Annotated in this window: 18 protein-coding genes; 14 read left to right on the top strand and 4 right to left on the bottom strand. The window is 58.1% G+C overall.

The genetic code is table 11. The features are described from left to right. Window positions 1-224 precede the first annotated feature (224 nt). The 11 genes from CDO73_RS25110 (at window position 225) to CDO73_RS25060 (ending at window position 16,079) form a co-directional block, all read left to right on the top strand. Window positions 225-2,006: a sensor histidine kinase gene (locus CDO73_RS25110; protein WP_179218833.1), complete on the top strand. Its 1,782-nt coding sequence runs from the start codon at window positions 225-227 to the stop codon at window positions 2,004-2,006. Beyond that, window positions 2,003-3,097 (top strand): response regulator, encoded by a 1,095-nt coding sequence (locus tag CDO73_RS25105; protein WP_088491242.1) that lies wholly within the window; start codon window positions 2,003-2,005, stop codon window positions 3,095-3,097. The genes CDO73_RS25110 and CDO73_RS25105 overlap by 4 nt, the downstream gene beginning before the upstream one ends. Before the next feature lie 111 nt (window positions 3,098-3,208). Next, on the top strand, window positions 3,209-4,492 hold the full coding sequence (locus tag CDO73_RS25100) for an ABC transporter substrate-binding protein (protein ID WP_088491241.1): 1,284 nt from the start codon (window positions 3,209-3,211) through the stop codon (window positions 4,490-4,492). 484 nt (window positions 4,493-4,976) lie between these two features. After that, a complete protein-coding gene (locus CDO73_RS25095; protein ID WP_088491240.1) occupies window positions 4,977-5,855 on the top strand; it encodes a carbohydrate ABC transporter permease in 879 nt (292 codons plus the stop codon). Then, window positions 5,852-6,679 carry a carbohydrate ABC transporter permease gene (locus CDO73_RS25090; protein ID WP_088491239.1) on the top strand — a complete coding sequence of 276 codons (828 nt, stop codon included), beginning with the start codon at window positions 5,852-5,854 and terminating at the stop codon, window positions 6,677-6,679. Before CDO73_RS25095 ends, CDO73_RS25090 begins: the two co-directional genes overlap by 4 nt. Window positions 6,680-6,827: 148 nt before the next feature. Beyond that, entirely contained in the window at window positions 6,828-8,897 is a 2,070-nt protein-coding gene (locus CDO73_RS25085; RefSeq protein WP_088491238.1) for a beta-galactosidase, read from the top strand. Window positions 8,898-9,101: 204 nt separating this feature from the next. After that, on the top strand, window positions 9,102-9,992 hold the full coding sequence (locus tag CDO73_RS25080) for a hypothetical protein (RefSeq protein WP_088491237.1): 891 nt from the start codon (window positions 9,102-9,104) through the stop codon (window positions 9,990-9,992). Between the two features lie 239 nt (window positions 9,993-10,231). Beyond that, the gene (locus tag CDO73_RS25075) at window positions 10,232-13,822 is read left to right on the top strand and encodes an S-layer homology domain-containing protein (RefSeq protein ID WP_088491236.1); all 3,591 of its coding nucleotides are present in this window, start codon (window positions 10,232-10,234) and stop codon (window positions 13,820-13,822) included. Window positions 13,823-13,941: 119 nt separating this feature from the next. Next, the gene (locus CDO73_RS25070; protein WP_088491235.1) at window positions 13,942-14,232 is read left to right on the top strand and encodes a putative quinol monooxygenase; all 291 of its coding nucleotides are present in this window, start codon (window positions 13,942-13,944) and stop codon (window positions 14,230-14,232) included. Window positions 14,233-14,285: 53 nt separating this feature from the next. Continuing rightward, the gene (locus tag CDO73_RS25065) at window positions 14,286-14,936 is read left to right on the top strand and encodes a histidine phosphatase family protein (RefSeq protein WP_088491234.1); all 651 of its coding nucleotides are present in this window, start codon (window positions 14,286-14,288) and stop codon (window positions 14,934-14,936) included. Between the two features lie 30 nt (window positions 14,937-14,966). Continuing rightward, window positions 14,967-16,079 (top strand): alpha/beta hydrolase, encoded by a 1,113-nt coding sequence (locus tag CDO73_RS25060; RefSeq protein WP_088491233.1) that lies wholly within the window; start codon window positions 14,967-14,969, stop codon window positions 16,077-16,079. Between the two features lie 98 nt (window positions 16,080-16,177). Here the strand turns inward: CDO73_RS25060 and fucU are convergent, their stop codons facing one another. From fucU to CDO73_RS25040, 4 genes are all read right to left on the bottom strand, one after another. After that, the gene (gene fucU / locus CDO73_RS25055) at window positions 16,178-16,600 is read right to left on the bottom strand and encodes an L-fucose mutarotase (protein ID WP_088491232.1); all 423 of its coding nucleotides are present in this window, start codon (window positions 16,598-16,600) and stop codon (window positions 16,178-16,180) included. Between the two features lie 15 nt (window positions 16,601-16,615). Continuing rightward, complete coding sequence (locus tag CDO73_RS25050) at window positions 16,616-17,293, bottom strand: class II aldolase/adducin family protein (protein ID WP_088491231.1); 678 nt, start codon at window positions 17,291-17,293, stop codon at window positions 16,616-16,618. 289 nt (window positions 17,294-17,582) lie between these two features. Next, the gene (locus CDO73_RS25045) at window positions 17,583-19,436 is read right to left on the bottom strand and encodes a rhamnulokinase (RefSeq protein WP_088491230.1); all 1,854 of its coding nucleotides are present in this window, start codon (window positions 19,434-19,436) and stop codon (window positions 17,583-17,585) included. Between the two features lie 81 nt (window positions 19,437-19,517). After that, window positions 19,518-21,302 carry an L-fucose isomerase gene (locus CDO73_RS25040; RefSeq protein WP_088491229.1) on the bottom strand — a complete coding sequence of 595 codons (1,785 nt, stop codon included), beginning with the start codon at window positions 21,300-21,302 and terminating at the stop codon, window positions 19,518-19,520. Between the two features lie 350 nt (window positions 21,303-21,652). On the opposite strand from CDO73_RS25040, the gene CDO73_RS25035 reads away from it, so the two are divergent. The 3 genes from CDO73_RS25035 (at window position 21,653) to CDO73_RS25025 (ending at window position 25,278) form a co-directional block, all read left to right on the top strand. Beyond that, window positions 21,653-22,489 (top strand): DeoR/GlpR family DNA-binding transcription regulator, encoded by an 837-nt coding sequence (locus CDO73_RS25035; protein WP_088491228.1) that lies wholly within the window; start codon window positions 21,653-21,655, stop codon window positions 22,487-22,489. A gap of 223 nt (window positions 22,490-22,712) precedes the next feature. Continuing rightward, window positions 22,713-23,885, top strand: coding sequence for a beta-galactosidase BglB (bglB, locus tag CDO73_RS25030; RefSeq protein ID WP_256972847.1), 1,173 nt, complete (start codon window positions 22,713-22,715; stop codon window positions 23,883-23,885). Then, window positions 23,878-25,278, top strand: a complete 1,401-nt coding sequence (locus CDO73_RS25025) for an SGNH/GDSL hydrolase family protein (RefSeq protein ID WP_088491227.1) — start codon at window positions 23,878-23,880, stop codon at window positions 25,276-25,278. Before bglB ends, CDO73_RS25025 begins: the two co-directional genes overlap by 8 nt. Window positions 25,279-25,455 lie beyond the last annotated feature (177 nt).

Here is a 25,455-nt window from a genome sequence, read left to right as displayed (position 1 = left end):
CGGCGCGTCGAACCGTTAACGGCACGTAAAAAGAGCGGAACGCCAAGCGCGCGAGCCGAGCGGGACAGCGGTCGGCAAGAATCGCTCGTCCGTCGGCGGAGCATACGCTATAATCTCTCTAAAGCGAGGGAGCGCGGCATGCGGAAGCGTACATGACGCGGCCGATCGCCGATGCCCGAACGGCTGCCTGGCATGAAGGCGGCCCGCGAGGAAGGAGAGTTTCGATGTCGGAGTTTTGGAAAGCGCTTTATTCGAGTCTGTCGAGGCCGTTTCGTCGAAGTTTTCGTCTTCGCTTAACGGTGCTGCTTATTCCGCTCGGCGTGCTCCCGGTATTTGCCGTGACGCAGCTTGCCGCTTACAATACGCGCAGTTCGGTCGAGGACGAAGTCATCCAGTCCAATCTGTCCACGGTCAAATGGGCCGGAGGTTATTTGGACGAGAAGTTATCCGAGTTCAATACGCTGACGTACACCATTTTTATCAGCCCCAGCTTGAACAATTACCTCAAAGCGGTCGAAGACGGACAAAGCGGTTCGCTGTATCCGCAGCAGAAAGCGCTTCTGGACACGATCCTCTCGGTCTTTTACACCTCGAATACCCAACTGCACGATATCGAATTGTATCTGATCCGCAGCGGCAAGACGATCACGGTCAGCACGATGGAAGCGAACAGCCGGGTGACGCAGGAAATGCCGGAAGAATATCGCAGCATGCAGGAACAGAATCTGGACGTGCAGATCCGCAGCAGTCCCGATTCCGCCGATTCGTTCGAGATGATTCGCGCGCTGCGCCGATTCGAAACGAGAGAAAGCCAAGGATACGTGACGCTACGGATCAACTGGCGGTTTGCCGACCGGGTGATCGAACTGTTGAATCCGGACGGAAGCGGGGAGCTGCTGATTACCGACGCGGCCGGCGGCAAGCTCTACAGCCCGACGGGAAGTTCGGCGGACGGGATCGGAGCATCGATCGGCGCGCTCGAAGGATCGGGCTACACGCAAACGGAGGACGCTTACGTCTTCTACGATACGCTGGATTCTTGGGGACTCCGCATCGTCAAAGTGGTTCCGCGCACGGCCGTCGACCTCAGCGCCGAGCGTACGCTCCGTTACGGCTCGATCGTCGGGGCGGCCGCCGTTCTGCTCGCCGTGATCGCCGCGGCGTTCGCGGCTTGGAAAACGACCGCCCCGATCGTCAAGCTGGCGCGCTCGATCCAGAACATCTCGTTTATCAAAGAAGGCACGCCGCTGACGGGCAGAACGGACGAGATCGGTCTGTTGGAGCTGCGGATGCATAAGATGTCCAAACGGATTCGAGAACATATCCATACGGAATACGCGTTGAATCTGGAGAAGAAGACGGCCCAATTGACGGCGCTGCAAGCGCAGATCAACCCTCATTTTTTGCAAAACACGCTTCAATTGATCGGCGGCATGGCGTTCACGGAAACGCCGGAGCGGCTGTACGCGGTCATTCGGGCGATGAGCGAGATGTTCCGTTATATCGTGCGCGGCCCGGCCGGACGGGTGGAACTGCGCGAAGAACTGCGGCATCTGCAAAATTATCTGTTCATTCAAGAACATCGGTACCCCGGACGCATCGAGACGACTTTGACGATCGGAGAAGGAACGGAAGACGTATTGGTGCCGAAGCTGATTCTGCAGCCGATCGCGGAGAACGCGTTTCAGCACGCGTTCGGCCCGAGTCTCGCCTGTTGGAAGCTGGATATTGCCGCCCGGCGGATCGGCGACGATCTGGAGATCGAGATCCGCGACAACGGCCGAGGCATCGGGGAAGAAGAACGACGGAGGCTGATTGCGGATATCGAACGCGGAGCCGGCCGGATCGGCGGAAAAGGGGAACATATCGGGTTGACCAACGTCGAAGCGCGGCTGCGGCTGCGTTACGGAACGCCTTACGGCATCGCGATCGACGGAGAAGAAGGCAGCGGCACGGTCGTGACTGTGCGTATGCCCGCATCGGGCGGAGAGGAGACGGAAGCATGAAGAACGAAACGAACGGAAACCGGTCAAAAGGCGGCGAAGAAATCCGGGCTTTGATCGTGGACGACGAAGCGGCGACGCGGGCGATCATTCGTCGTTTCGGCGAGTGGGAACGCTTGGGTATCCGAGCGGTCGCGGAAGCCGAGGACGGCGAGGGGGCGCTGCGCAAGATCGCGGACGAAGAAGCCGGCATCCGGCTGGTCATCACGGATATGAACATGCCGGGTCTCGACGGCGTCGGCTTGATGAAGACGCTGAACGAACGGTATCCGAAGATCAAAGTGATCGTGGTCAGCGGATACGACGATTTCGCTTATCTGAAGCAGGCGATCCGTTACCGGGCCAACGATTATCTGCTCAAGCCGGTCGATCCCGAAGAATTGAACCGCACGCTCGAGAAATGCCGAACGGATCTGCTGGAGATGGATGCTCTCGAGCAGGAAGCTTTCGCGCCGGACGACGAGACGCGTCAGCTGCTTCGCGGCCTCGAGCCGCTGCTGGTCGCCTATTACGGCGAGCTGCGCGCCCCGGAACTGCGCCGCGCGCTGGAAGACCTGGCGGCGGAGCGCTCGGCCCGCGAAGACGCGGCTGCGTCCAACCGCCGCATCGCGCGCGAACTGCACGAGCTGCTGCGCGAACTGCGGGCCGCGCACGGGCAGGAGGAGCCGATCGCGGCCGATTCGTTTTCCGGCGACGCGGGAGTGCCGGAGCTCGAAGGCCTCGCGGACTTGTACGCGGAATCGTTGGATGAACTGATCCGCCGCCGGAAATTCCGCGACCGGCTCGATCTGAACGAAGTGCGGGCTTATGTCGCGGAGCATTTTGCCGATCCGCTGTCGCTGGACAGCCTCGCCCGCTGCTTTTTCGTCTCGAAAGAATATCTCAGCCGCGCGTTCCGGCAAGAGTTCGGGCAGACGCTGACCGATTACGTCCAGCAGGTGCGCATGGACAAAGCGCGTCAGTGGATTCTCGACGGCGTGCCGATCCGCCGGGCGAGCGAAATGTGCGGCTACGAAGACTTGGGTTATTTCTACCGCGTGTTCAAGAAGCAGTACGGGATCGCGCCGGGCGAATTGACGCGAGGTTCAATATAATCCAAAGAGATGCCCCAATCCTGTCCAATTAAGCGCTTACAAAAAGACGTTAGAATGCAATTGTAAGCGTGATCAACAAGCCATCATTACAGACCGAGGGGGTCATGGAAGATGAAAAAGATTTGGGGCGGAACGTTGGCTTCGCTGCTGCTGGTCGGACTGCTGAGCGGCTGCGGAGGTTCATCCGACAACCAAGCAAACGGATCGGGCGGTTCGGGAGCCAAAGAAGTGACGTTGAAGTTCTTTATCGCGCAGCCTCGTTTCAAAGACCAGTATCAGACGTATATCGATCAGTTCGTGGCCAAAGAAAAAGCCGACAAGAACGTGGATATCAAAGTCCAGCTCGAAATGCCGAACTCGGACAACGCGCCGCAGATTCTCAAGACGCGCATGGCGTCCAACGACGCGCCGGACATCTACAGCCTGCATGCCGTCAACGAAGCGCCCGACTTTTACCGCGCGGGCTATATGGAAGACCTGTCGAACCAACCGTTCGTGGACAAGCTGCTCGACAGCGTGAAGCCTTCCGTCACCATCGACGGCAAAGTACTGTCCGTGCCGATGGAGACGCTCGCTTGGGGCTACCTCTATAACAAGACGATTTTCAAAGAGCAGGGCCTGACGCCTCCGAAGACGCTGACCGAGATGAAAGCGGTCGTCGAGAAACTGAACGCAGCGGGCATCAAACCGTTCGAGTTGTCGTATTCGGAAGCGTGGGTGCCGCAGCTGTTCCTGCCGCTGTCGGTCGGCGCGCTGGTCAACACGACCAACAAAGACTTTATCGAACGCATGGGCAAAAACGAAGGTTCGTTTTCCGAAATGAAGCAGATGTTCGAGATCGTCGATCTGGTCAACGCCAACGGCACCGACCGCGCGCTGGAAGTCAGCGCCGACGACGGCGCGGCCGCTTTCGCGACCGGCAAAGCCGCGATGTGGGTGCAAGGCCCGTGGTACGCGGACACAATCCTCAAGTCCAATCCGGACCTCGATTTCGGCGTAGCCGCGCTGCCGATCAACGACGATCCGAACGCCACGATGATCGACTTGAGCACGTCGACGGCGCTCGCCGTATCCCCGACGAGCAAAAACAAAGAGTACGCGCTGGACTTCATCAACTACGTGCTGGACGACAAAGATTCGAGCAAATTCTACGAAAGCCTCAAATTCAACCCGGTCGCCAAAACGCATAAATTCGAGACGTACCCGTGGGTCGAAGACGCGATGGCTTACGTGAACGACGGCAAGTCGTACCAAGATCCGGTTATTCCTCAAGCCGTCAAAGACGAAGTCGGCAAAGGCCTGCAAAGCTACTTCAGCGGACAGATGGATCAAGACCAACTGGTCGCGGCGCTGGACAAAGCGTGGAAGGACTATAACAAAGTAAACAAAAAATAAGAAGGGGGCGGCTTCGGCCGCCTTCTGAATTGTAGGCCCTGTTCGGGGGCGTGAAAAGGCGGGTCGGGCTCCGGGAGAAATTCGTTTCGGTCGCTGTCTCACTCGGAAAGCAGGATTGATTGTAACAAGGAAGCTTTCCGAGTTCAAAGGCGAACACTATCGTTCCTGCACTGAATTTCTCCCTCCGCCCTTAGCCTTTTCAAAAGGCCGAACTGGTCCTACAAAACCAGCCACCCAAGCCGCTGGGAGGGAGTAGAAGATCAAATTCTTGATGAAGCGATTAGCGGAAGGGGAAATTCAGTGGAGGAATGGAATGTTCGCCTTTGAACTCGGGAAAAATCCGCTAAAACTTTAATCTTATTTCCCGAGTGAAACAGCGACCGAAACGAATTTCCCCTGTAGCGCTCTAAGCTTCTTCAAACGAATAGGATCTCCTTCTACCATGCCAGCACTCCATCCCACCATCCGAGAGAGGTGACTTGCTTTGTCCACGCGCAATAAATACGTCTCGCTGTTCGCTTTTACGGCTCCGGCGCTGATTTTCTATATCGCGTTCCTGCTCATTCCGATGATCGGGGCGTTCTACTACAGCTTTACCGACTGGAACGGGCTGAATCGGGATTACGACCTGATCGGCTTCGCGAACTTCGTCGAAGTGTTCAAAGAAGATCCGGATTTCGTCAACTCGCTTTGGTTTACGCTGAAATACGTCATCGTCATGGTCGTGCTCCAGAACGTGTTCGCGCTGTTCCTCGCCGTGCTGATCGAATCGCGCACGCGTTCGAAAGGGCTGTTCCGGACGCTCTTCTTCATGCCGAACATGATCAGCGTCATCATCAGCGCGTTCATGTGGACGTTCATCTTCTCGCAGGTGCTCCCGCAGATCGCGGAGAAGACGGCGTTCACTTTTCTTAACCAATCGTGGATCGGGGACCCCAAGTTCTCTTTCTATTCGATTCTCATCGTGTCGCTCTGGAACGGCGTCGGCTATATGATGATCATCTATCTCGCGGGCCTGCAAGGAGTGCCGCAATCGCTCAAAGAAGCGGCCGTCATCGACGGCGCGAACGCTTGGCAGCGGTTCCGCAGCGTGACGCTGCCGATGATCGCTCCGGCGATCACCATCTGCTTGTTCTTGACGCTTAACAGTTCGTTCAAAGTGTTCGAAGTCGTCTACGGCCTCACCGGAGGTGGTCCGGGACGCAGCACGCAGGTGGTCACGATGAACATCTACGAAGAAGCGTTCTCCAATAACTTCCGTTACGGCTACGCCAGCGCCAAATCGATCATCTTGTTCGCGCTGGTGCTGATCCTGACGTTGATTCAAGTCGGCGTGACGAAGAAACGGGAGGTGGAAGCATGACGAAGAACAGAGCTTCCGGCCTGCTGATCAACACGGTTCTGACCATCCTCGCCGCCGTCACCATGTTCCCGGTCTACATGGCGCTGGTGAACTCGGTCAAGACGCAGGGGCAGATGTTCGAATCGGTCATGGCGCTGCCGACAGAGTTCCATTTCGAGAATTACAGTCAGGCGTTCAACCAGATCAATCTGCTCGGCAGCACGCTGAATTCCGTCATCGTTTCGTTGGTCGGGATCGGGGGAATCATTTTTGCGGCAGGGCTTGCGGGTTACAAACTGTCGCGCACGCCCGGCCGGCTGAGCGCGTTCATCTTCATCATGTTCGTGTCGTCGATGCTGGTTCCTTTTCACTCGATCATGATCTCGCTGACGCGGGTCGCCAAAGCATTGGGACTGCAAGGCACCACTTGGGGATTGGGCATCATCTACGTCGGGTTGGGCGTCAATATGGCGATCTTCCTCTACCACGGCTTCGTCAAATCGGTGCCGAGAGAGCTTGAAGAATCGGCCCAGATGGACGGCTGCGGCGAGTTCCAGACGTATTTCCGCATTATTTTCCCGCTGCTGCTGCCGATTACGGTCACGATCGGGATTCTCGATTTTCTATGGGTCTGGAACGACTTCCTGCTGCCGCTGCTGATGCTGACCAACGTGGACCGGTACACGCTCATTCTCTCCACCAATATGCTGTTCGGGGAGTACAACAAAGAATGGTCGTTGATTCTGGCCGCGCTCGTGCTGACCGCGATTCCGGTCGTGATCATCTACGCGTTCTGCCAACGCTTCATTATGGAAGGGATCACGGAAGGTGCGGTAAAAGGCTGAAGGTTCGAAGAAAAAGCGTTTGCAGGATATCCGGCGGCGCGCAGCGAAAAGTTTACGGATAAGCGCGGCGGGACGGCAGCATCAAAAAAGAACGGCGTACAAACCCGCGGTGCTTCAGTCCGGCAAGGAGAAAGGATGGTTGCCTGAAATGGAACGTCTGCATTACGGAGTCGCTTATTACGACGAATATATGCCTTACGAACGTCTGGACACGGACATCGAGATGATGAAAGCGGCGGGAATCACGGTCGTGCGGATCGCGGAATCGACGTGGAGCACGCATGAACCGCAGAACGGGGTGTTCGACTTCTCTTCCGTGGACCGCGTGCTGGACGCCATGCACAAAGCGGGCATTTCGGTCATCGTCGGTACGCCGACTTACGCGATCCCGCCTTGGATGGCGCATGAGCATCCCGAGGTGCTCGCGGTCACGAAGGATGGCCCCGGCAAATACGGGGCGCGGCAGATCATGGACATTACGAATCCCGTCTATCTGTTCTACGCCGAACGCATCATCCGTAAGCTGATCGGACGCGTCTGCGCCCATCCGGCGGTCATCGGCTACCAGCTCGACAACGAAACGAAGCATTACGGCACCGCCGGACCCAACGTTCAGCTTCGTTTCGTCAAAGCGATGCGCGAGAAGTTCGGCGGCGACTTGAACGAACTGAACCGCCGTTTCGGCTTGGCCTATTGGAGCAACCGGATCGAAGCTTGGGAAGATTTCCCGTCGGTCGTCGGTACGATCAACGGCAGCCTCGGCGCGGAATTCGCCCGTTTCCAGCGGCGGCTCGTGACGGATTTCTTGGCTTGGCAGGCGGGCATCGTGAACGAATACAAAAAGCCCGGCCAGTTCGTGACGCATAACTTCGATTTCGAATGGCGCGGCCATTCGTACGGCGTGCAGCGGGACGTGAACCATCACGAAGCGGCCGAATGTCTGGATATTGCCGGCGTGGACATCTATCATCCGTCGCAGGGCGAGCTGACCGGCGCGGAGATCTCGTTCGGCGGAGATATGACGCGTTCGCTCAAGCAGTCGAATTATCTGGTGCTCGAGACGCAGGCGCAGGCGTTCCCGCATTGGACGCCTTATCCGGGTCAGCTGCGCCTGCTGGCGTTCAGCCATCTGGCGTCGGGCGCGAGCATGGTCGCGTATTGGCATTGGCATTCGATTCACAACTCGTTCGAGACGTATTGGAAAGGCCTGCTCAGCCACGATCTTCAGCCGAACCCGGTCTACAACGAAGCGAAAAGTATCGGAGCGGATTTCGCGCGGCTGAACGAATCGCTGCACGGACTGCGGAAAACGAATCGCGTGGCGATGCTCGTCAGCAACGAAGCGTTAAGCGCGATCAACTGGTTCTCTCTGCCGGGCGGGAAAAATTACAACGACGTCGTTCGGCGGTTGTACGATGCGTTGTATAAGCTGAACGTCGGCTGCGATTTCGTTTTCCCGGAGACGGACGCGAAGATGCTGGAAGATTACGATCTGATCGTCGTTCCCGCGTTGTACAGCGCGCCGGATCGGCTGTTGGAAAGACTTAACGACTATGTCGAAAAAGGCGGCCATGTCGTCTACACGTTCAAAAGCGGATTCGCGAACGGCGACGTGCAGGTGCGGACAAGCGCCCAACCGGGGATCATCGCCAAAGCCTGCGGCATGAGCTATCAGTTGTTCGTCGAGCCGAAAGACGTTCGGGTTCGGCTGACGGATCAAGCGGCCGGCGTCGAAACGGATGCGGAGACGCGCGCCGTCGAGACGTGGATGGAACTGCTGACGCCGGTCACGGCGGACGTTCTGGCCCGCTACGACCATCCGGAATGGAACGACTATGCGGCGGTTACCCACAACCGTTTCGGCAAAGGCACGGCGACGTATATCGGCTTCCTGCCGACCGAGCGGCTGCTGATCGGACTGTTCGGACAAGTGCTGCGCGAAGCGGGCTTATGGGGACAAGACCAGAAATTGGCGTTTCCGTTGATCGTAAAATCCGGCGTGAACCGAGCGGGCAACCGCGTCCGATACTTCCTCAACTACTCCGGCGAGCCGGTCGAATTCGGATACGGCTACCGGGACGGACGCGAACTGCTGTCGGGCGCGGACGTGCGGCACGGCCAGATGCTGCATCTGGACAAATGGGGGTTCGCGATCGTGGAAGACCGGGAGAGCCGGGCCTGCGAATCGGCGGAGTCGGCGGACGGGGCGGCGGATTAAGAACGGACTCCGAGAGTGCTGCCGTCGTCGAAACGGAGAGAACGCGCCGGGAGGGCCGCCGCGCGTTCTCGCAATCGAATACGTTTCGCGAAAAGGCGGGCTTGGCTCGCCTTTTTTGCGTTATACGGGTTAATCAAAGTCCGAGTACCTTTTTGGCCCGAGCGGCGCTATGATAATAGAACCGAATATGTAGGAGGAAGTCAGATGGAACATAAAGAAGTGTACGTATTGCACAACGAAGAATTGACCGTCACGATCCAAGCGCCGGAAGCCTGCGAGAGAACGCGGTTCGACCGGGTCGGTTGGATCGTGCAGGTTCGATTGGAGAAAGCGGGCATCGATTTCTGCGTGCCGGAGAGCTTGATCGACGGACAAGGAACCGGAGGAGAAGGGCTATCGGGCGAATTCGGCATCGACAAACCGATCGGCTACGACGAAACGGAGATCGGAGAGACGTTCGTCAAGCTCGGGATCGGCGCGCTGACGAAAGTCGACGGAGCAAGCTATAATTTCGCGCGGACGTATCCGGTCGAACCTTACGAGGTGCAAGCAGAAGTTTCGCCGAGCGAGATCAAGTTCGTATCGATCGTGCCGGAAGTTCGCGGTTATGCGGCGAAGCTGACGAAGGTCTTGGCCGTCGAAGGCCGCAATCTCAAGATTCGTTACGTGTTGGAGAATCTCGGCCGCAAGCCGATCTCGACGAACGAATACGTACATAATTTTGTAAGCGTCGGCGGATACCTGATCGGACCGGATTATGTTCTTCGTCTGCCCTACTCGCCGAAGACCAAGCAGATCGGCGACGGCGGCGTAGAGGAGAAACTGGTCTTGTCGCCGGGGCAGCTGACTTGGTCGAGCGAAGCGGGCGGCGAATATTATGTCTTATATGAAGGATTCGCGGCCGACGAACGTCCTTATTGGGAACTTATCCATACGCCGAGCGGAGCGGGAATGCGCGAACGCGGCGATTTCGACGCCGCCAAGTTCGCGGTCTGGGGATCGGGCCACGTGGTCGCGCCGGAAGTGTTCGTCGATCTGGAACTTGCGCCGGGCGAGAGCCGGGAATGGACGCGGGTGTACGAGTTTTGGGCTTGAAGAGGCGGGGCGAGCCGCCGAACGAATTTTCTCAAGTACCATTTCGCATCGAATCGGAAAAGCAGAACATTTAAGCCAAAGTCTTACGGTATAAGGGTTTGCGCCTCGCAATCGGGTTCTGCTATACTAACCTTAACTTAATCGAACGCAGACGGAAGCACCGCTGATTAGAGAATCCTCTAATTCGCGGTGCTTTTTTGCGTTTACATAATCTACTTGGGAAGAAGTGACTTTGAACGATGATGATCACACGAACGGCATTCATTAAAATGTTGCTTTCCGTTACGCTTACGACTTCAGCAGCTTATACATTCGTCCCTGAAAGAGATGCTTATGCCGAGGACGCAATCAACGAGGCAGAGCCTTCTGTTCCGATTGCGCAAACGGAAGAACCGGCCGAAGAACCGCTGAAGGTTACCGACATGTCGACGGCTGCAAACGACTCGATCGTCGAGATTGCGAACGTTTCCGATCTGGATTCGATCGCGGTCGACCTCGGCGGTCATTTTCGGTTGACGGGCGATATCGACGCGGCCGGATATGCAACATTATCGACCGCGACGTTTACGGGAACGCTTGAAGGCAACGGGCATCGGATTGCCGGTCTGGATGGCAGCGTGCCTCTTTTCGCGGCATTGAACGGAGCGACGATCTCCGATGTGGAGATTCCGATCTATTCGTCTTCGGCCGGCGTTCGGGCGGCTTTTGCTGTCGGCGTGACAAATTCCACCTTGCAGAATCTTATCGTTTCCAATGCGGACCTGCATTACAGTCTTCCGGACGGCGCAGACCTAAACGGGCAGGACGGAGCTTTATTCTCTACGGTCAGCGACTCGACGATTCGGAATTTGCAGTTGAACGTGCCGTCGCTGACTTGGGATAAAGGATTCGCGGCAACGGGGATTTTGGCTAAAGACCTTACGCGGGTGAACATGGATCAAGTCTTTTTCGGCGATATGACTCTTCATGGCCGTGGATCGTTTATTGCCGAAGCGAGCGTGTTAGCCGGGAACGTCACGGATTTAACCGTAAGCAAAGCGACAGGGAATATCACGCTATCCTCTTTCAGTTCGGTATACGGTTTCGGAATCTTGGGTGCACGAACTAAAGGGACGATGAACGTAACGGAGTCCGCGCTCAACCTGCGATTGGTCGATGTAGAATCGGCTAACTCTACCGCAACTCTGTTTAGCCGAAGCGTTGATGCTAACTACACGAAGCAGCCTACGACCATTCATGTGGAGAGCAGTTCGCTCGGATTCGAAAGCGTATCCCCGACTGCTCAATTGGCGCAGGTCTCGACGACTTCCGGTTCCGATGCAGGAGACCAGACTACCGTAAATATACGAAACAGCCGAATTACGTTCCGCGTCCCCGATTCGAAAAAGATTCAAAACAGTGCGGCCGGCGCCCTTAACGGCGGAGTATTCGAACACAGCGATTTTCAGATCGATATGGTCTCGGATTCGTTGTTCATCGTCGGCGGCGCAAGCCTGAATCTAAACGAAGCGATCGACAACACGTTTGCGGTCGATCTAAAATCTCGACGCGAATTGTTTAGCGTGAGCGGAGTCGTACAAGGACCGTTAAATCGTCTGAGCGGCGGTACGGTGAAGGCGACTATACATAGCGATGTGCCTAACGATGCCAATGTAATGTTTATCGCAGGAATCGCCTACGAGGGGAATATCATCCAAGATACGACAGCCGATATTCGGATCAAGGCTCAAACGTCGGATCATCTTACGAACAAAGGAGTTACATTCGTCAACGGATTATTCGCTTCTTCAGCGACATCGGCTCCTGACGGCTTGACGATTCGTAATTTGAAGGCTCAGATCGACCTAGATCTTAATGTGCCTACGACCCGAGCTTATTCGGGTTATCACGGAATGGCGCCGAACGTGTTCACACTCGCCGATTCGAAAATCGACGTTCGGATGCGCATAGCCGGAACGGATCTGACTCAGATGTACTTGATCAACACGTTAAAAGAAGCCTCCGATAACGAAATTTCTTTCGACTTCGAAGGGAACATTTCCGGTCAAGCGTCTGCGATCATTCCGATTCAAGAATACGGGAAGGTCGAACGCAATATCTTCAATTTCTCGACTTCCGTTCAGGCAGACGACATCAATAATGTATACGGGCTCGCCAGAACGGGAAGTAACAGTGTCGATAATACGTTTAACATCAAGCTTAATCAGCAGGCGACGGCGATTCGAGACGCTTACGGCCTGATGTCCATATTGAACGGATCGTTCGACAACAACAAAGTGAACGCGGAGATGATTACGGATTCGACTCGGCAAGAACGCACCCACCTGATCAGCAGCATAGGCGGCGATGCCCTGATGAGAAATAACACGATGAAGGTGACGGGCAGCCTTACCGGCGTCTCCGATTGGTGGGCTTATAGTTTATTCAGTTCGATTGCGGATACGGCCGTCGTCGAGAATCTGGCCATCCGAAAAGATCTTCGATTAGATACGGGGATTTCGCCCAAAGCCGAGTTGGTTCGGTACATTTCGAATGCGACCGTCAAAGGGCTGGCTTTTCAATCCGCCAACGAACCTTTACCGTTTGAAGGAGTAGTCGGAACCGATTCTACCGGCACTTACACCGACAGCATGACTTATCGCGATTCGTATTTTATATATCCCGAACAAAACGAGTATCTTAAAATCTTGCCCGAATACATCGCGATGAAGGATTGTTACGTTCGATTTTTGGATACGGAAGCTGGCATTCTTTTCGTAGAGAAAGCGAATGCGGTCTCCGACATGCTGAACATGGAGCATTACGAAGGTTTAGACCCTGCATTATGGCAAAAGCAAACCACGAACGGGATCGATTCTCCTCGTCTGGCGTGGTTGATGGCGCAGGAGCCGAGCGTTTTTCCGGAAGGAAAGTTCGAGGACGGAAAGGTTACGGTATCTTGGCGGAGGAACGATCCGGAAACCGCTTATACAGCTTGGCAAGAAGGAGAAGCCGAATCTGTTCAGAAAGTGCATGGCTCTGATCAAGCTATATTCAAGGTACCGAATACGGCTAAGGAAGCACGAGCTTACAAAGTCGCCCAAGTCGGAAACTGGGGCATCGCCGTTCCGCAAAACGAATATGTTTATGATCCGTCATCCATTCATTCTCCGATCGATCCGGCAACCTCTGTTCCGACGCCGACATTGCCGGAAACCGTATCCGTCACGATGCCGACAGAAGTAAATCCGCCGCTTGAAGTCACGCTTGCAGAAGAGCAGGGAGGCAAGCTCGAAGCAGAGGAACCGCCGAAATACATCGACGTGCCCAAAGAACACTTCGCGTACAAAGAAATCACGGAGCTGGATGCAAAAGGCGTGATTAAGGGGTACGTAGATCGGTCTTTCCGTCCTGACGCATCCATTACTCGCGCGGAATTCGCGGTGATGCTGGCCAGGGCTTTCCAAGCTCCTGCGTCGGAATCCGCATTCCGTTTCGCTGATCTTGCAGACGGAGCTTGGTATGACCAATCGTTGCGGGCGGCTTTAGCAGCGGGAATCACGAAAGGGTTTAATGACGGGAAATACCGTCCGCTTCATGCGATCCCCCGCGAGCAGGCCGTGATCATGGTGACCAACCTGCTCCAACAGCACAACATTTATAAAAATCGGGCGATCCAGTTCACCGATTTGAAGGAGGCTGTCGAATGGTCGCGGTATGCGATCGTATCGGCGGCGTCGGCCGGCGCGATCGAGGGTTATCCTGACGGCACCTTCCGACCAAAAGCCGCGATTACCCGCGCGGAAGCGGCCGTCATCGTTAAGCGTTTGCTGAAAACCTTGGATCGGTAGACAAGATATCGCGTTCCATGAACAGCCGCCGCTGGCCCCGGCTTCTTCGAATGTGGTAAGTTAGGGAAGAGAGCAGAGAGACCGACACTGTAGCTAACATCCATCGAGGAGGAATTTCAATGATCATCATTCACGCCGATATGCAGATCAAGCCGGAGAAGCGCGAAGCGTTTCTGCAAACGGTGCAGGCGCTCGTCGCCGGGTCGCAGGCGGAAGACGGCTGCTTGCGTTACACGCTGACGCAGGACGTGTCCAACTTGGACCGCTTCACGATGGTCGAGGTCTGGGCGGACGAAGAAGCGGTGCAGCTTCATAACGCGTCGTCGCATTTTACGGGATTCTTCAAGGTCTCGACGGATTTCTTCGCGCTGCCGCTTAAAGTGGAAAAGTTCGTGGCGGCGGACCAATAAGAAGAAGATCGGCAAAAGACAGACGGAGACAAATCGCGACAGGGGGTTCCATCATGAGCAAAAAGGTCAATATCTATCTGATTCGGCACGGCGAGACTTATCTGAACCGTTATAAGAGAATGCAGGGTTGGAGCGACAGTCCGCTGACCGAAGAAGGCAAAGTGGTCGCGGTCGCGACCGGGCAGAAATTGGCGGACACGCAGTTCGCTTACGTCTATACGAGCGATTCGGGCCGGACGCTGGAAACGGCGGAGATCATCTTGAAAGAAAACCGTCATCACGTCCCGACGATCAAACGGACCAAAGCGTTCCGCGAGACGTTCTTCGGCGGGTTCGAAGGCGAATATTCGCAGGTGGCGCTGAAGCAGATCGCGGAAGCCGGAGGCATCGAGAGCTTCGACGAGCTTCGCCGGAAACTGACGGTGCCGGAAGTGGCGGACTTGATCAAAAAGGCCGACCCGTACGGACATGCCGAAAGTTTCGACGAACAATGGACGCGCATCCAAGGCGGGCTGGAAGAAGTGGTCAATCTCGACTGCGAGGACGGCGCCAATATCTTGATCGTGTCGCACGGCAATACTATTCGCAATATCCTCAGCCAGATGTGCGAAGAAGCCGATCCGTCGGCCGAGATTCGCAACGCCAGCGTGACCATTTTGGAATATTCGGACGAGAAATACGGCATGGTTTGTTTTAACCAATAGGATGGCAACGCCATAAGGGAGGACTTCCGCATGCGCAACTATTCGCTCGACGCGATCGAAGAACTGCAAAACAAGACTTCGATCATCCGAAATCACGGCATCGACGTTATTCTCAAACCGAGCCCCGGCGAAGATCGTCCGGGCTATCTGGATCCTGCGGAGCTGGCTTTGCTGGATCAGCATTGGGCAGGCGGAGAACTGGAAAGCAAGAAGCCGGTCGAGATGCCGCCGCTGGAAGTGATGATTCCGTTTATCCGCGACAGTATGGGGTTCCCGAACTACAACCTGAATACGGTCGAGATCCATACCAAATACGAAGAGCTGACGGGCAGCGGCAATACGGTCGGCTTATGGCGGTATTATCCGCGAAAAGGCGAACCGAAAAACCGTCCGGCGCTGGTCTTCTTCCACGGCGGCGGTTGGATCGGCGGCAGCGTGTATACAGTGGAAAACGTTTGCAAACTGATCGCGGAGCTGGCCGACGCCGTCGTGTTCAACGTGGATTATTCGCTCGCGCCGGAAAAGCCTTTCCCGAACGGCTTCAACGATAACTACAATGCGGTGAAGCATATTTACGACCATGCGGAAGAATACGGCATCGATCCGAACCGGATCGGCGTGGCCGGAGACAGCGCGGGCGGCAACTACGCGGCGGCCGTGACGCTCAAAGCCAGAGAAGAAGGCACGCCGAAGATCGCGCTTCAAGCGTTGATCTATCCGGCGGCCGCGATCGGAGACGCCGCCGCGGAAGGGTACGAATGGCGCGAAGACTTTTTCGATATCTCCGAAGAACATGCGGCCCGGATCAAAGGCCTGCTCGGTCTGGGCCAGCCGAAAAAGGTGGAAGACGATCCGTTTATGGGGGCTTACCTTACGAATCCGGAAGATGTGCGGAATCCGTATGTCAGCCCGATGATGGCGTCGTCGCATCGCGATCTGCCCAGAGCGCTGCTGATCGGAGCGGAGTTCGACGGCGTTCGCGTGCAAACGGAATTTTACGCCAAACAGTTGGCGGAAGCGGGCGTCGACGTCACCTGCATCCGTTACAAAGGCATGACGCATGCTTTTATGGACAAGCTCGGACATGTAGCGCAGGCGGAAGACCTGTGTATCGAAGTGGCGAAAGCGGTGCGGGAGATGTAGGGATTGGGATGGGAAAAAGGGAGAACGGCGATGAGCCGTTCTCCCTTTTTGTGCGGTGGGTAGGGGATTAAGGCCTTCCCTGCTATATCCGCTGTTATTCAGATGACGCCTTTTTTCAAGATGATATTGCCGTACAGCGCCTCTTCGCCGGTCATGACGACGACGTAGGCGCTTTTGGCGCGTTCGTAGAAAGCGAAACGTTCTTCGAACGCGAACTGCGCGGACGCGTCATGGCGGGCGGCGATGGCGCGGTATTCGTCCCAGACGGTCGGCACGACGGGATCGCCGGGCACGACGCTCATCAGCGCCGCCTGATGATCCGCGTACGGATCAAGCGGCAGCAGTTCCAGAATCGCGTCCAGCAGCGGCGGGATCGACAGGCCGTCGCAGCGAATCACGTTGGCATGCAGCGAATGGCCCGGGAAATTGGCGTCGGCCAGCACGATCTCGTCGCCGTGGCCCATTTTCATCAGAGCGTGAACGAGGTCGGGGGAGAGGATTTTCGGGATTTTTTTCAGCATGGAGTCGCTCCTCTTCTAGAATCCGTAAAACGAACGCAGCGCGACCAGTTCGTCGATCCGATGCTGCGGCAGTTCGCGTTCGCCGCCGATCATGCGCGTCAAGAACGTGAGCTTGGCTGTGTATTCGAGACGCTCCATGTTCATGTAGGCGTCCATCACGCTTTTGCCCCAAGTCAGCGCGCCGTGGCTTTCGAGCAGCACGGCCGTTTTCTTGCCGAGGAACGGCATGATCGAATCGGGGATTTCTTCGGTCGAAGGCGTGCCGTACGGCGCGAGCGGGATCTCGCCCATCGCGATGACCGATTCCGGCATCATCATCTTGTCGAGCGCTTCGCCCTTAATGGCGAAAGCCGTCGCGTAAGGCGGGTGCGCGTGCACGACGCCGTTCATCTCCGGACATTCGCGGTAGACGCGCAGATGCATCTTCACTTCGGTCGACGGGCGATAGCCTTCGGCCGCTTCGACGGTCTCGCCGTCCAGGTTGACTTTGACCAGCATATGCGGCTCCAGATAGCCTTTGCTGACGCCGGTCGGGGAAGCGAGAATCTCCGTGTCGGACAAGCGGGCGGAGATGTTGCCGTCGTTGGCGGCGATGAAGTCTTTGGTAAACAGATTGCGGCCGATATCGCAGATTTGCAGGCGAAGCAGGCGCTCGCGCTCGACAGGGTCGGCGACGGTATAAGGAACGGTCATAGGAATTCTCCTTTTCGATTGGACCCGTTAGGATCAGGTCAGGTCGGGTTGGGTCGGGTAAGGTCAAAAGCAAATTGAAAATGCGTGCGTTTGGTCAACATTTCGTGTAGAAAAAGAGCGAATCTCATAAAATGTGTGCATTTGGTCAAAAAATTCGACGAAAAATGCGAATAGAGAGCCGAAAGGGGCGGTATTGTTGACGCTGCGTCAACAATTCACGGCAGACCCCTGATTTAGGCGGAAAATATGTGCATATCGTCAGCATTTTTAACTTCGGATTGTTGGAACTTCAGAATTGGCTGGGGGATTTATGCTCCTCGGCGTGCGGGAGCGGTTCGAAGCGTTCGAGTTCGAACGAACGCTCGATAATCTCCGCCCGGCGGGCGAAATCTGATTCGCCCAGCGCGGCCAGTTGGACGAGCGCGCTGCCTGCCGCGCTCGCTTCGACCGGGCCGGCGATCACCGGCCGGCGGGTACGCTCCGCCGTCAAGCGGCAGAGCAGGCGGTTGCGACTGCCACCGCCGACGAGATGGACCGCGGCGATCGCGCGGCCCGAGATCGCTTCCAGCTCGTCGATCGCCCGGCCGTAAGCATCGGCCAAGCTCTCGACGACGACGCGCGCGATCTCGCCCGGGCTGTCGGGCACCGGCTGCGCGGTCTCCCGGCAGTACTGCCTGACCCGCTCCGGCATATCGCCCGGAGCGGCAAAGCGCGGATCGTCCGGATCGATCCGCGAGGCCGCAGGCCCGGCCTGTTCGGCCAGCGCCGCGAGATCGGCGTGGCTGAATCCATGGCCTTCGGCGTTCCAGTGCCTGCGGCATTCTTGAAGCAGCCACAGGCCCGTGATGTTCTTCAGCAGGCGGTTGCCGCCGCCGAAGCAGCCCTCGTTGGTGAAGCCGCGCGCTAAGGCGGCTTCGCTCAAGACCGGCCGCGGGGTCTCCAGCCCCGCGATGGACCAGGTGCCGCAGCTGATAAAGGCTGCGGCGGGTTCCCCGGCGGCCGAGTCGGAGGCCGCCGAAATGCCGTTCGATGTCGCGCGCTCGAACTCGCGCCCCGAATCGTCGTCCGACACCGCGCGCGCAACCTCGCGCCCCGAACCGCCGCCTGCCGCGCCGCGCTCGAACGCGCTTCCGGCAGCGGCCAAAGCCGTTTCGCCCGGTTCTGCGGCGACCTCGCGCGCTGCTCTTCCAACCGAATCCGCGCGCTCTGCTGTGCGCGCCGCACCCGCGTCCGCCGTTTCGCCCGGTTCCCGAGCGAACTCATCCGCTTTAATCTGCCCGTCCGCCGCTGCCTCAGCGGCCTGCGCCGCGAGCGCCGAATCCCCGCGCCACGCGCCGTACGGCACCGCCGCCACGGCCGAAGCCGTGTCGTGAGAAGCCCCGGCCACGACGCGCAGCGGGCCGCAGCCCAGCTCCGCCTGAAGCTCCGGCCGCAGTTGGCCGAGCACGGTGCCGGACGGCACCACCGGCGCCAGCAGAGCGGCGGGAATGCCCAGCCGCTCCAGCGCTTCGGCGGCGGGCACGTCGCCGCCGGCTGCCAGCAGGCCGCCGGTGCTGAGGATCGTGCGCTCCGCGGCCATGACGCCGGACAGTTCGTAATGGAACAGGTCCGGCATCATGAGGAAACGCGCCGCGCGCTCGCGCAGTTCCCGTTCTTCTTCGAGATCCGCGAAGAGCTGATAGACCGTATTGATCGTATCCGGCTGGTTGCCGGTCAAGCGGAACTGCTCGCCGCGCGGCAGTCGGCGCTCCAGTTCTGCCGCATGCCGCGCCATGCGGGCGTCGCGGTAATGATGCGGACGGCGCAGCAGCTTGCCGTCATGCCCGATCCAGCCGTAGTCGACGCCCCAAGTGTCGACGCCGACGCTGAGGATCGGTTCTCCTTCGGCGGCGGCCAGCCGAATTCCGGCTTTGATCTCCGCCAGCAGCGCGTCGGCGTCCCAATACAGTCCGCCGCCGTCTTCGACCGGCGCGTTGTCGAAGCGGTGAATCTCGCGCAGCGTCAGTTCGGAGCCGTCGAAGTCCGCGAGCATCACCCGCCCGGAGCTGGCGCCGAGGTCGACGGCCAGCACCCTTTTAATAGAAGAATTCCGCTGCGGAGAAGCCTGTTCGTCCCGATCGTTGGAATGAGCGTGTGGACTCATGCGCGTTCCCTGCTTTCCGATGAATTTCCGAAGAACGGACGCGTTCCCGCATTCGTCCTTCGGAACCTGTAACTCGTTCTCCTAATACAGAGGCCCGAAATTCCGGCAAGCGGTATAGTCCGCCGCTTCGAGATTGTCCGTGCCGAACAGCGACCAGACGCGAGGGCGGAAGATGTCCTGCTCCTCGACGTTATGCATGCTGACCGGAATCCGCAGGATGGACGCGAGCGTGATCAGGTCGGCGCCGATATGGCCGTAGCTGATCGCGCCGTGGTTGGCGCCCCAGTTGTTCATCACGTCGTAGACGCTGGCGAACGCGCCTTTGCCCGTCAATTTCGGCGCGAACCACGTCGTCGGCCAAGTCGGGTCGGTGCGTTCGTCGAGCGTGCGGTGCACGTCTTCCGGCAGATCGACCGTGTAGCCTTCCGCGAGCTGAAGCACCGGGCCGAGTCCTTTGACCAGATTGAGGCGGGCCATCGTGACCGGCATGCCGCCGCGCGTCAGATAATCCGTCGAGAAACCGCCGCCGCGGAAATACTCCTGCGAAGCCGGACGGAACAGCGTTTTCTCCAAAGTGCGCGAGACTTCTTCGTCCGTCACGTCCCAGAACGGTTTAATCGCCGGCTTCCCGTCGATCTCCTGCTCGCCCGTTCCGTCCAGCGCCGCCGAACCGGAGTTGATCAGATGCAGCAGGCCGCCTTCCGCAGGACCCGAAAGCTTGTGTCCCGTCACGCGTTCCACGGCCGCCGGGCTCCAGAACGTGCGCACGTCCGCGAAGATCTGCGCCGTGCCGGTCAGCAGATGGTTGAACAGCATGACGACGCCGTTCAGGCTGTCGTTCTCCGTCGCCACGATATACGGCGCGCGTTTGCCGTTCCAGTCGAACGAGGAGTTGAGGATCGTCTCCATAAAGTCGCCGTTCGGGAAATGGTCCGTCCATTGGCGCTGGCCTTGGAAACCGCCCGCGATCGCGTAATGGCCGTTCGCTTCTTCTTCGAAGCCCAGCTCCGCAAGGCGCGGGTTGCCGACCATCAGGTCGCGCGCGATGATCGTCATTTTGACCACGAATTCCCACTGCTTGGCTTGTTCTTCGTCGCTGATGATCAGATGCTCCGGGTTATTGTTCGCGCCCAGCTTGCAGTTTTCTTTGGTCCAAGCCAGCGCTTTCTCGTATTCGTCTTTGTCGTAGATCTCTTCTTCGACGCGGCGGATGAATTCCGACATGTCCACGTATTCGTTGCGCATGCCCAAGTAATGTTGGAACAGCGTCTCGTCCACGATCGAACCGGCGATGCCCATCGAGACCGAACCCATCGAGAGATAAGCTTTGCCCCGCATGATGGCGGCCGCCAGAGCGGCTTTGGCGAAACGCAGCAGTTTGGTCTGCACGTCCTGCGGAATTTCTTCGCTGCCGGAATCCTGCACGTCCTCGCCGTAGATGCCGAACGCCGGAATGCCTTTTTGCGCGTAAGCCGACAGAACCGCCGCCAGATAGACCGCGCCCGGACGCTCCGTGCCGTTGAAGCCCCAGACCGCGTGCGGGATCGAAGCGTCCATATCCATCGTCTCCGAACCGTAGCACCAGCAAGGCGTGACCGTGATCGAGACGCCGACGTTCTCGCGTTTGAACTTGGCCGCCGCCGCCGAAGCTTCCGCCACGCCGCCGATCGTGCTGTCCGCGATGACGCATTCGACCGGCGAACCGTCCGGGTAACGCAGATTCTCCTGCAAGAAAGCGGCCGTGCGCCGCGCCATTCCCATCGTTTGTTCTTCCAACGATTCGCGTACCCCTCTGCGTCTTCCGTCGATGGTAGGGCGAATCCCGATTTTCGGATACTGCTGTGCGATTGGAGCTGTGGATGACATGACGTTCCTCCTTTATATGGATCGAGCTGCCGGGAAGTCCCGTTCGGCGAATTTTCCGTAAGCGCGGATGACCTTATCAACAATAAAGGTAAGGTTTTTAAGTATGCGTTTTCATAAAAATAAAAAGAAACGCGCCGGAATCGTTCGGGAAAAGAATCGCAAAACGGACATGCGCCGGGTTTAATCTCATCTTAGTTTTATCATCGGTCAAAGTCAACATTAAAACCACAATAATATCGGTATATTTTGTGGTTTTAATGATTTTTAATGCTTTAAAAAAGAAAATTATTGTGGTTTTGCGGTTTTCGTGCTAGCTTTAGAACACAAACGACTATGGGAGCGGATGCTTGATGAAAGCGGAACAAAGACGGGAATGGATCGTCAACGAATTGTATCGGAACAAGAAGGTGCAGGTGTCGGCGCTTGCGCAGACGTTCGGCGTGTCGGAAGAGACGGTGCGCCGCGATCTCGACAAGCTGGAGAAAGAAGGGGTCGCGCAGAAAAACTACGGCGGAGCCGTCCTCAGCGCGCCGACCAACCGCGACCCTTCGTACGCGAGCCGGCACGATCTGAATCTCGAAGCCAAGCGGATCATCGCCGAACAGGTGCTCGAACTGATCCACGACGGCGACAGCATCATGGCGGATACCAGTTCGACGGCGTTCGAAGCGCTGCGGATGGCGGCCGAGCGGCGCGAGAATCTGACGTTGATCACGAACTCGCTGGTGGCGCTGTCCGCGCTTCAGCAGTCGGGACATCGGCTGATCGGCACCGGCGGCACGCTGGGCGCGTCGACCAGTTCGTTCGTCGGCCCGGACGCGGCGCGCACGATCGAACGCTACAACGCCGACGTGGCGCTGCTCGGCTGCAAAGCGCTGTCGATGAACGGCGGCATCTGCGATTCCAACGAAGCCGAGAGCGAATTGAAGCTGCTGATGCGCCGTCAGGCCAACAAAGTCATTCTCGTGGCGGATCATTCCAAGTTCGACCGGTTGGCGTTTATCCGGCTGTTCGATTTCGGAGACATCGACTTCGTCGTGACGGACCGGCCGCCGGCGGAAGAGTGGACCGCGTTCCTGCGCGGGCGCGGCGTGACGCTGGTCTGCGGACAGGCTGCCGAAACGGAAGGCGTCGACCGAACCGAAAATACGGAACCGGCAGAAGAAACGGATGCTCTTCGCTCATGACTTGTCTCTTTTGAACGCCGAATCCTAAATCGCATTTCGGCGAGCTTGCATTCTCGGCCTACGCTCGCGGCGGCATCCTATTGAAGATCGGGCCGACTTCCCTGCAAGGGAAGCGGCTTTTTTCGCGGATAGGCGCATAAACGCGATTCTTGTCTATTTACGTCGTCGGAACACGGAGCCTACACTCGCAGGGAAGACCACACGAAAAGAGGGGAATTCGTTTATGATAACGCTTACCGAAGAAAATCTGGAACATACGATCCGCCGGGTCATCGCACGCATGCAGGATATGAAAGGCTCGATTCGGGAAACGGCTCCGATCGGCATTATCTCGATGCAGAACTGGGAATGGCCGCAGGGCGTCGGGCTGTTCGCGCTGTACGGTTATTATCGCGAGACGGAGGACCGGGCGCTGCTCAAGTTTCTGACGGATTGGTTCGACGCGCGGATCGCGGAAGGACTGCCGGACAAGAACGTCAATACGATGTGCCCGATGCTCACCTTGACCTATCTCGCCGAAGAGACCGGGCGGCCGGATTATCTCGATCTGTGCCGGGAATGGCTGGATTACGTACTGAACGATATGCCGAGAACGCCGGAAAGCGGCATCCAGCACGAAGTGACCGGCAGCGCGAACGTCGGACAGCTCTGGGACGATACGCTGTACATGACCGTGCTGTTCGTGGCCCGGATGGGCGTGCTGCTGAAAGACGAGAACTGTATCCAAGAGAGCGTACGGCAGTTTCTGGTGCATTTAAAATATTTGACGGACCCGGCGACGGGGCTGTTTTTCCACGGATGGACGTTTCTCGAAGGCGGACATCATTTCGCGAAAGCGCTGTGGGCGCGCGGCAATTCGTGGTATACGGCAGGATTGGTCGATTACCTCGATATGACCCGGCAGCCCGAAGGCGTGCGGATGTTCCTGCTGTCGTCGCTGCGACGCCAAGCGGACAAGCTGTTGGAGCTGCAATCGCCGGAAGGCGCATGGCATACGCTGCTCGACGAGCCGGATTCTTATCTCGAAACGTCGGCGACGGCCGCTTTCGCTTACGGTTTGTTAAAAGCTTATCGTCGCGGTTATCTGGAAGAAAAATATCGGGATTCGGCGCTGCGGGCGCTGGATTACGTGCTGTCGCAGATCGGCGAAGACGGCGTCGTGCAGGGCGTGTCTTACGGAACGGGCATGGGGCGCACGCTGCAAGAATACCGCGATATTCCGATCTGCCCGATGCCTTACGGCCAGTCGATGGCGCTGCTGCTGCTCGTGGAAGCGACGAAGCACGGCGGAGGGCGTTTCGGGGCGGCAAACGAAGCGGAGCACGCGGCTCGCGCAGGGCGCAGCGGGCAGGAAGCGGCGGAATATCTCGCGGAAGGAGAACGTTCGGATGGATGAAGCGGCTGAAGTTCGGAAGGACGACGAGTTGCCCGATAACGATTTAGCGGAGAAAAAAGGAGAAGGGTCGCCGGTTCTGCGCGTGGCAAGCGGCGAGAAGTTTCGGCGCGATGCCGATTCGGCGGCAGCGAGCGGGAACGGAAAGCGGAGTACGCGTGCGGGAAGCGACGAGACCGAGTGGAGCCAGGCCGATTCGACGGAGGCGAGCGGAAACGGAAAGCGGAGTCCGCGTGCGGGAAGCGACGAGACCGAGTCGAGCCAGGCCGATTCGGCGGCAGCGAGCGGGAACGGATCGCTGAACCTGCGCGCGGAAAACGCGGCGCAGGCCGCGTTCGGTTTGGCGGAGCCGAGTGCCGTGCCGGCCGTCCTGATTCGGGACGGCGTCGCTTTCCACGGCGCGGCCGAATTGGAGCCGGCGCCTGCGGGCGGCGTCTACATCCGCCGCATCCCCGCTTCGCTCCGCGCGCGGCTGGGGGCGCGCGGGCGCTTTATCGCAGCCGAATCGACCGGCTGCGAGCTGCGCTTCGTCACGTCCTCGCAGACCGTGGACGTGACTCTGGCTTTGCCGGCACAGGATGGTGCCGTCGCCGTGTACTGCGGCGGAATGTTCCATTCCGAGCACCGGCTGGAAGCCGGCCGGATTGCCGTGCTGCGGCTGACCGCGCCGCCGCGCCTTCGGACCGCCGACGCCGCCGAGCTGTCGGCGTCGGGGTTCGCGCCGAATGTCTGGCGCGTCCGCTTCGCCCGGGGCGAGGCCGTGTATTACGGCCTGAACGCTTTCGGCGAAGCTGTACGGCCGCCGGAACCCGGCGAGTTGCCGGCGGCGAGCCTGCTCGCCTACGGTTCCTCGATCACGCACGGCGGCGAACAGAGCCGCTCGGCGTATATCGAGCAGGCGGCCCGGCGGCTGGGACTCGATCTGCACAACCTCGGCATGAGCGGCTCCTGCCTATGCGAGCCCGAATTGATCGATTGGATCGCGGATCGGCGCGATTGGAGCATCCTTTTTCTCGAGTTGGGCGTCAATATGAGAGACGGCATGGACGGCCGCGAATTCCGCGGCCGGGTGCGTTATGCGCTGGAACGTCTGATCGACGGCCCGCATCCCGACAAACCGATCTTTCTGACGACGATCTATCCGAATTTCGCCACGCTCGGGAGCGAATCGCCTAGAGCGCGCGAACAAGATCTATTATTCAACGAAATCCTGCGCGAAGAAACGCGAAGAATGAATCACGACGGATTTCTGCATCTGCTGGAAGGCTATACGATTCTCGACGATCCGGGCGGCTTGTCCTGCGATCTGATCCATCCGTCCGACGACGGACATATCCGCATGGGCGAGAATCTGGCCCGGCAGATGCGGATCATCCTCGAATCGGAATCCGGCTGAGAGGCCGGCGGCTCGTTTTCGATTCACGGACGATCAATCGTGCCGGAACCGCAGCGGAATCCAGCGCTTTTCGGACAGCCGCCGGCTCCGTCGAGGTTCTAACGGAACGAGGCGACGCTTAGAACGGATTTTCGGGCAGGTTGGATTTCTAACGGAACGAGATGACGCTTAGAGCGG

The sequence above is a fragment of the Saccharibacillus sp. O23 genome (genome assembly GCF_002205895.1).
Lineage (GTDB): Bacteria > Bacillota > Bacilli > Paenibacillales > Paenibacillaceae > Saccharibacillus.
Note: the sequence above shows the minus strand (reverse complement) of the source record. Positions and strands in the feature narration are given on the sequence as shown.

Excerpts from the sequence above, each read along its gene's own strand:
- CDO73_RS25110 (WP_179218833.1), top strand. The coding sequence starts at position 225 with ATGTCGGAGTTTTGGAAAGCGCTTTATTCGAGTCTGTCGAGGCCGTTT.
- CDO73_RS25105 (WP_088491242.1), top strand. The coding sequence starts at position 2,003 with ATGAAGAACGAAACGAACGGAAACCGGTCAAAAGGCGGCGAAGAAATC.
- CDO73_RS25100 (WP_088491241.1), top strand. The coding sequence starts at position 3,209 with ATGAAAAAGATTTGGGGCGGAACGTTGGCTTCGCTGCTGCTGGTCGGA.
- CDO73_RS25090 (WP_088491239.1), top strand. The coding sequence starts at position 5,852 with ATGACGAAGAACAGAGCTTCCGGCCTGCTGATCAACACGGTTCTGACC.
- CDO73_RS25085 (WP_088491238.1), top strand. The coding sequence starts at position 6,828 with ATGGAACGTCTGCATTACGGAGTCGCTTATTACGACGAATATATGCCT.
- CDO73_RS25080 (WP_088491237.1), top strand. The coding sequence starts at position 9,102 with ATGGAACATAAAGAAGTGTACGTATTGCACAACGAAGAATTGACCGTC.
- CDO73_RS25075 (WP_088491236.1), top strand. The coding sequence starts at position 10,232 with ATGATGATCACACGAACGGCATTCATTAAAATGTTGCTTTCCGTTACG.
- CDO73_RS25070 (WP_088491235.1), top strand. The coding sequence starts at position 13,942 with ATGATCATCATTCACGCCGATATGCAGATCAAGCCGGAGAAGCGCGAA.
- CDO73_RS25065 (WP_088491234.1), top strand. The coding sequence starts at position 14,286 with ATGAGCAAAAAGGTCAATATCTATCTGATTCGGCACGGCGAGACTTAT.
- CDO73_RS25060 (WP_088491233.1), top strand. The coding sequence starts at position 14,967 with ATGCGCAACTATTCGCTCGACGCGATCGAAGAACTGCAAAACAAGACT.
- fucU (WP_088491232.1), bottom strand. The coding sequence starts at position 16,600 with ATGCTGAAAAAAATCCCGAAAATCCTCTCCCCCGACCTCGTTCACGCT.
- CDO73_RS25050 (WP_088491231.1), bottom strand. The coding sequence starts at position 17,293 with ATGACCGTTCCTTATACCGTCGCCGACCCTGTCGAGCGCGAGCGCCTG.
- CDO73_RS25045 (WP_088491230.1), bottom strand. The coding sequence starts at position 19,436 with ATGAGTCCACACGCTCATTCCAACGATCGGGACGAACAGGCTTCTCCG.
- CDO73_RS25040 (WP_088491229.1), bottom strand. The coding sequence starts at position 21,302 with ATGTCATCCACAGCTCCAATCGCACAGCAGTATCCGAAAATCGGGATT.
- CDO73_RS25035 (WP_088491228.1), top strand. The coding sequence starts at position 21,653 with ATGAAAGCGGAACAAAGACGGGAATGGATCGTCAACGAATTGTATCGG.
- bglB (WP_256972847.1), top strand. The coding sequence starts at position 22,713 with ATGATAACGCTTACCGAAGAAAATCTGGAACATACGATCCGCCGGGTC.
- CDO73_RS25025 (WP_088491227.1), top strand. The coding sequence starts at position 23,878 with ATGGATGAAGCGGCTGAAGTTCGGAAGGACGACGAGTTGCCCGATAAC.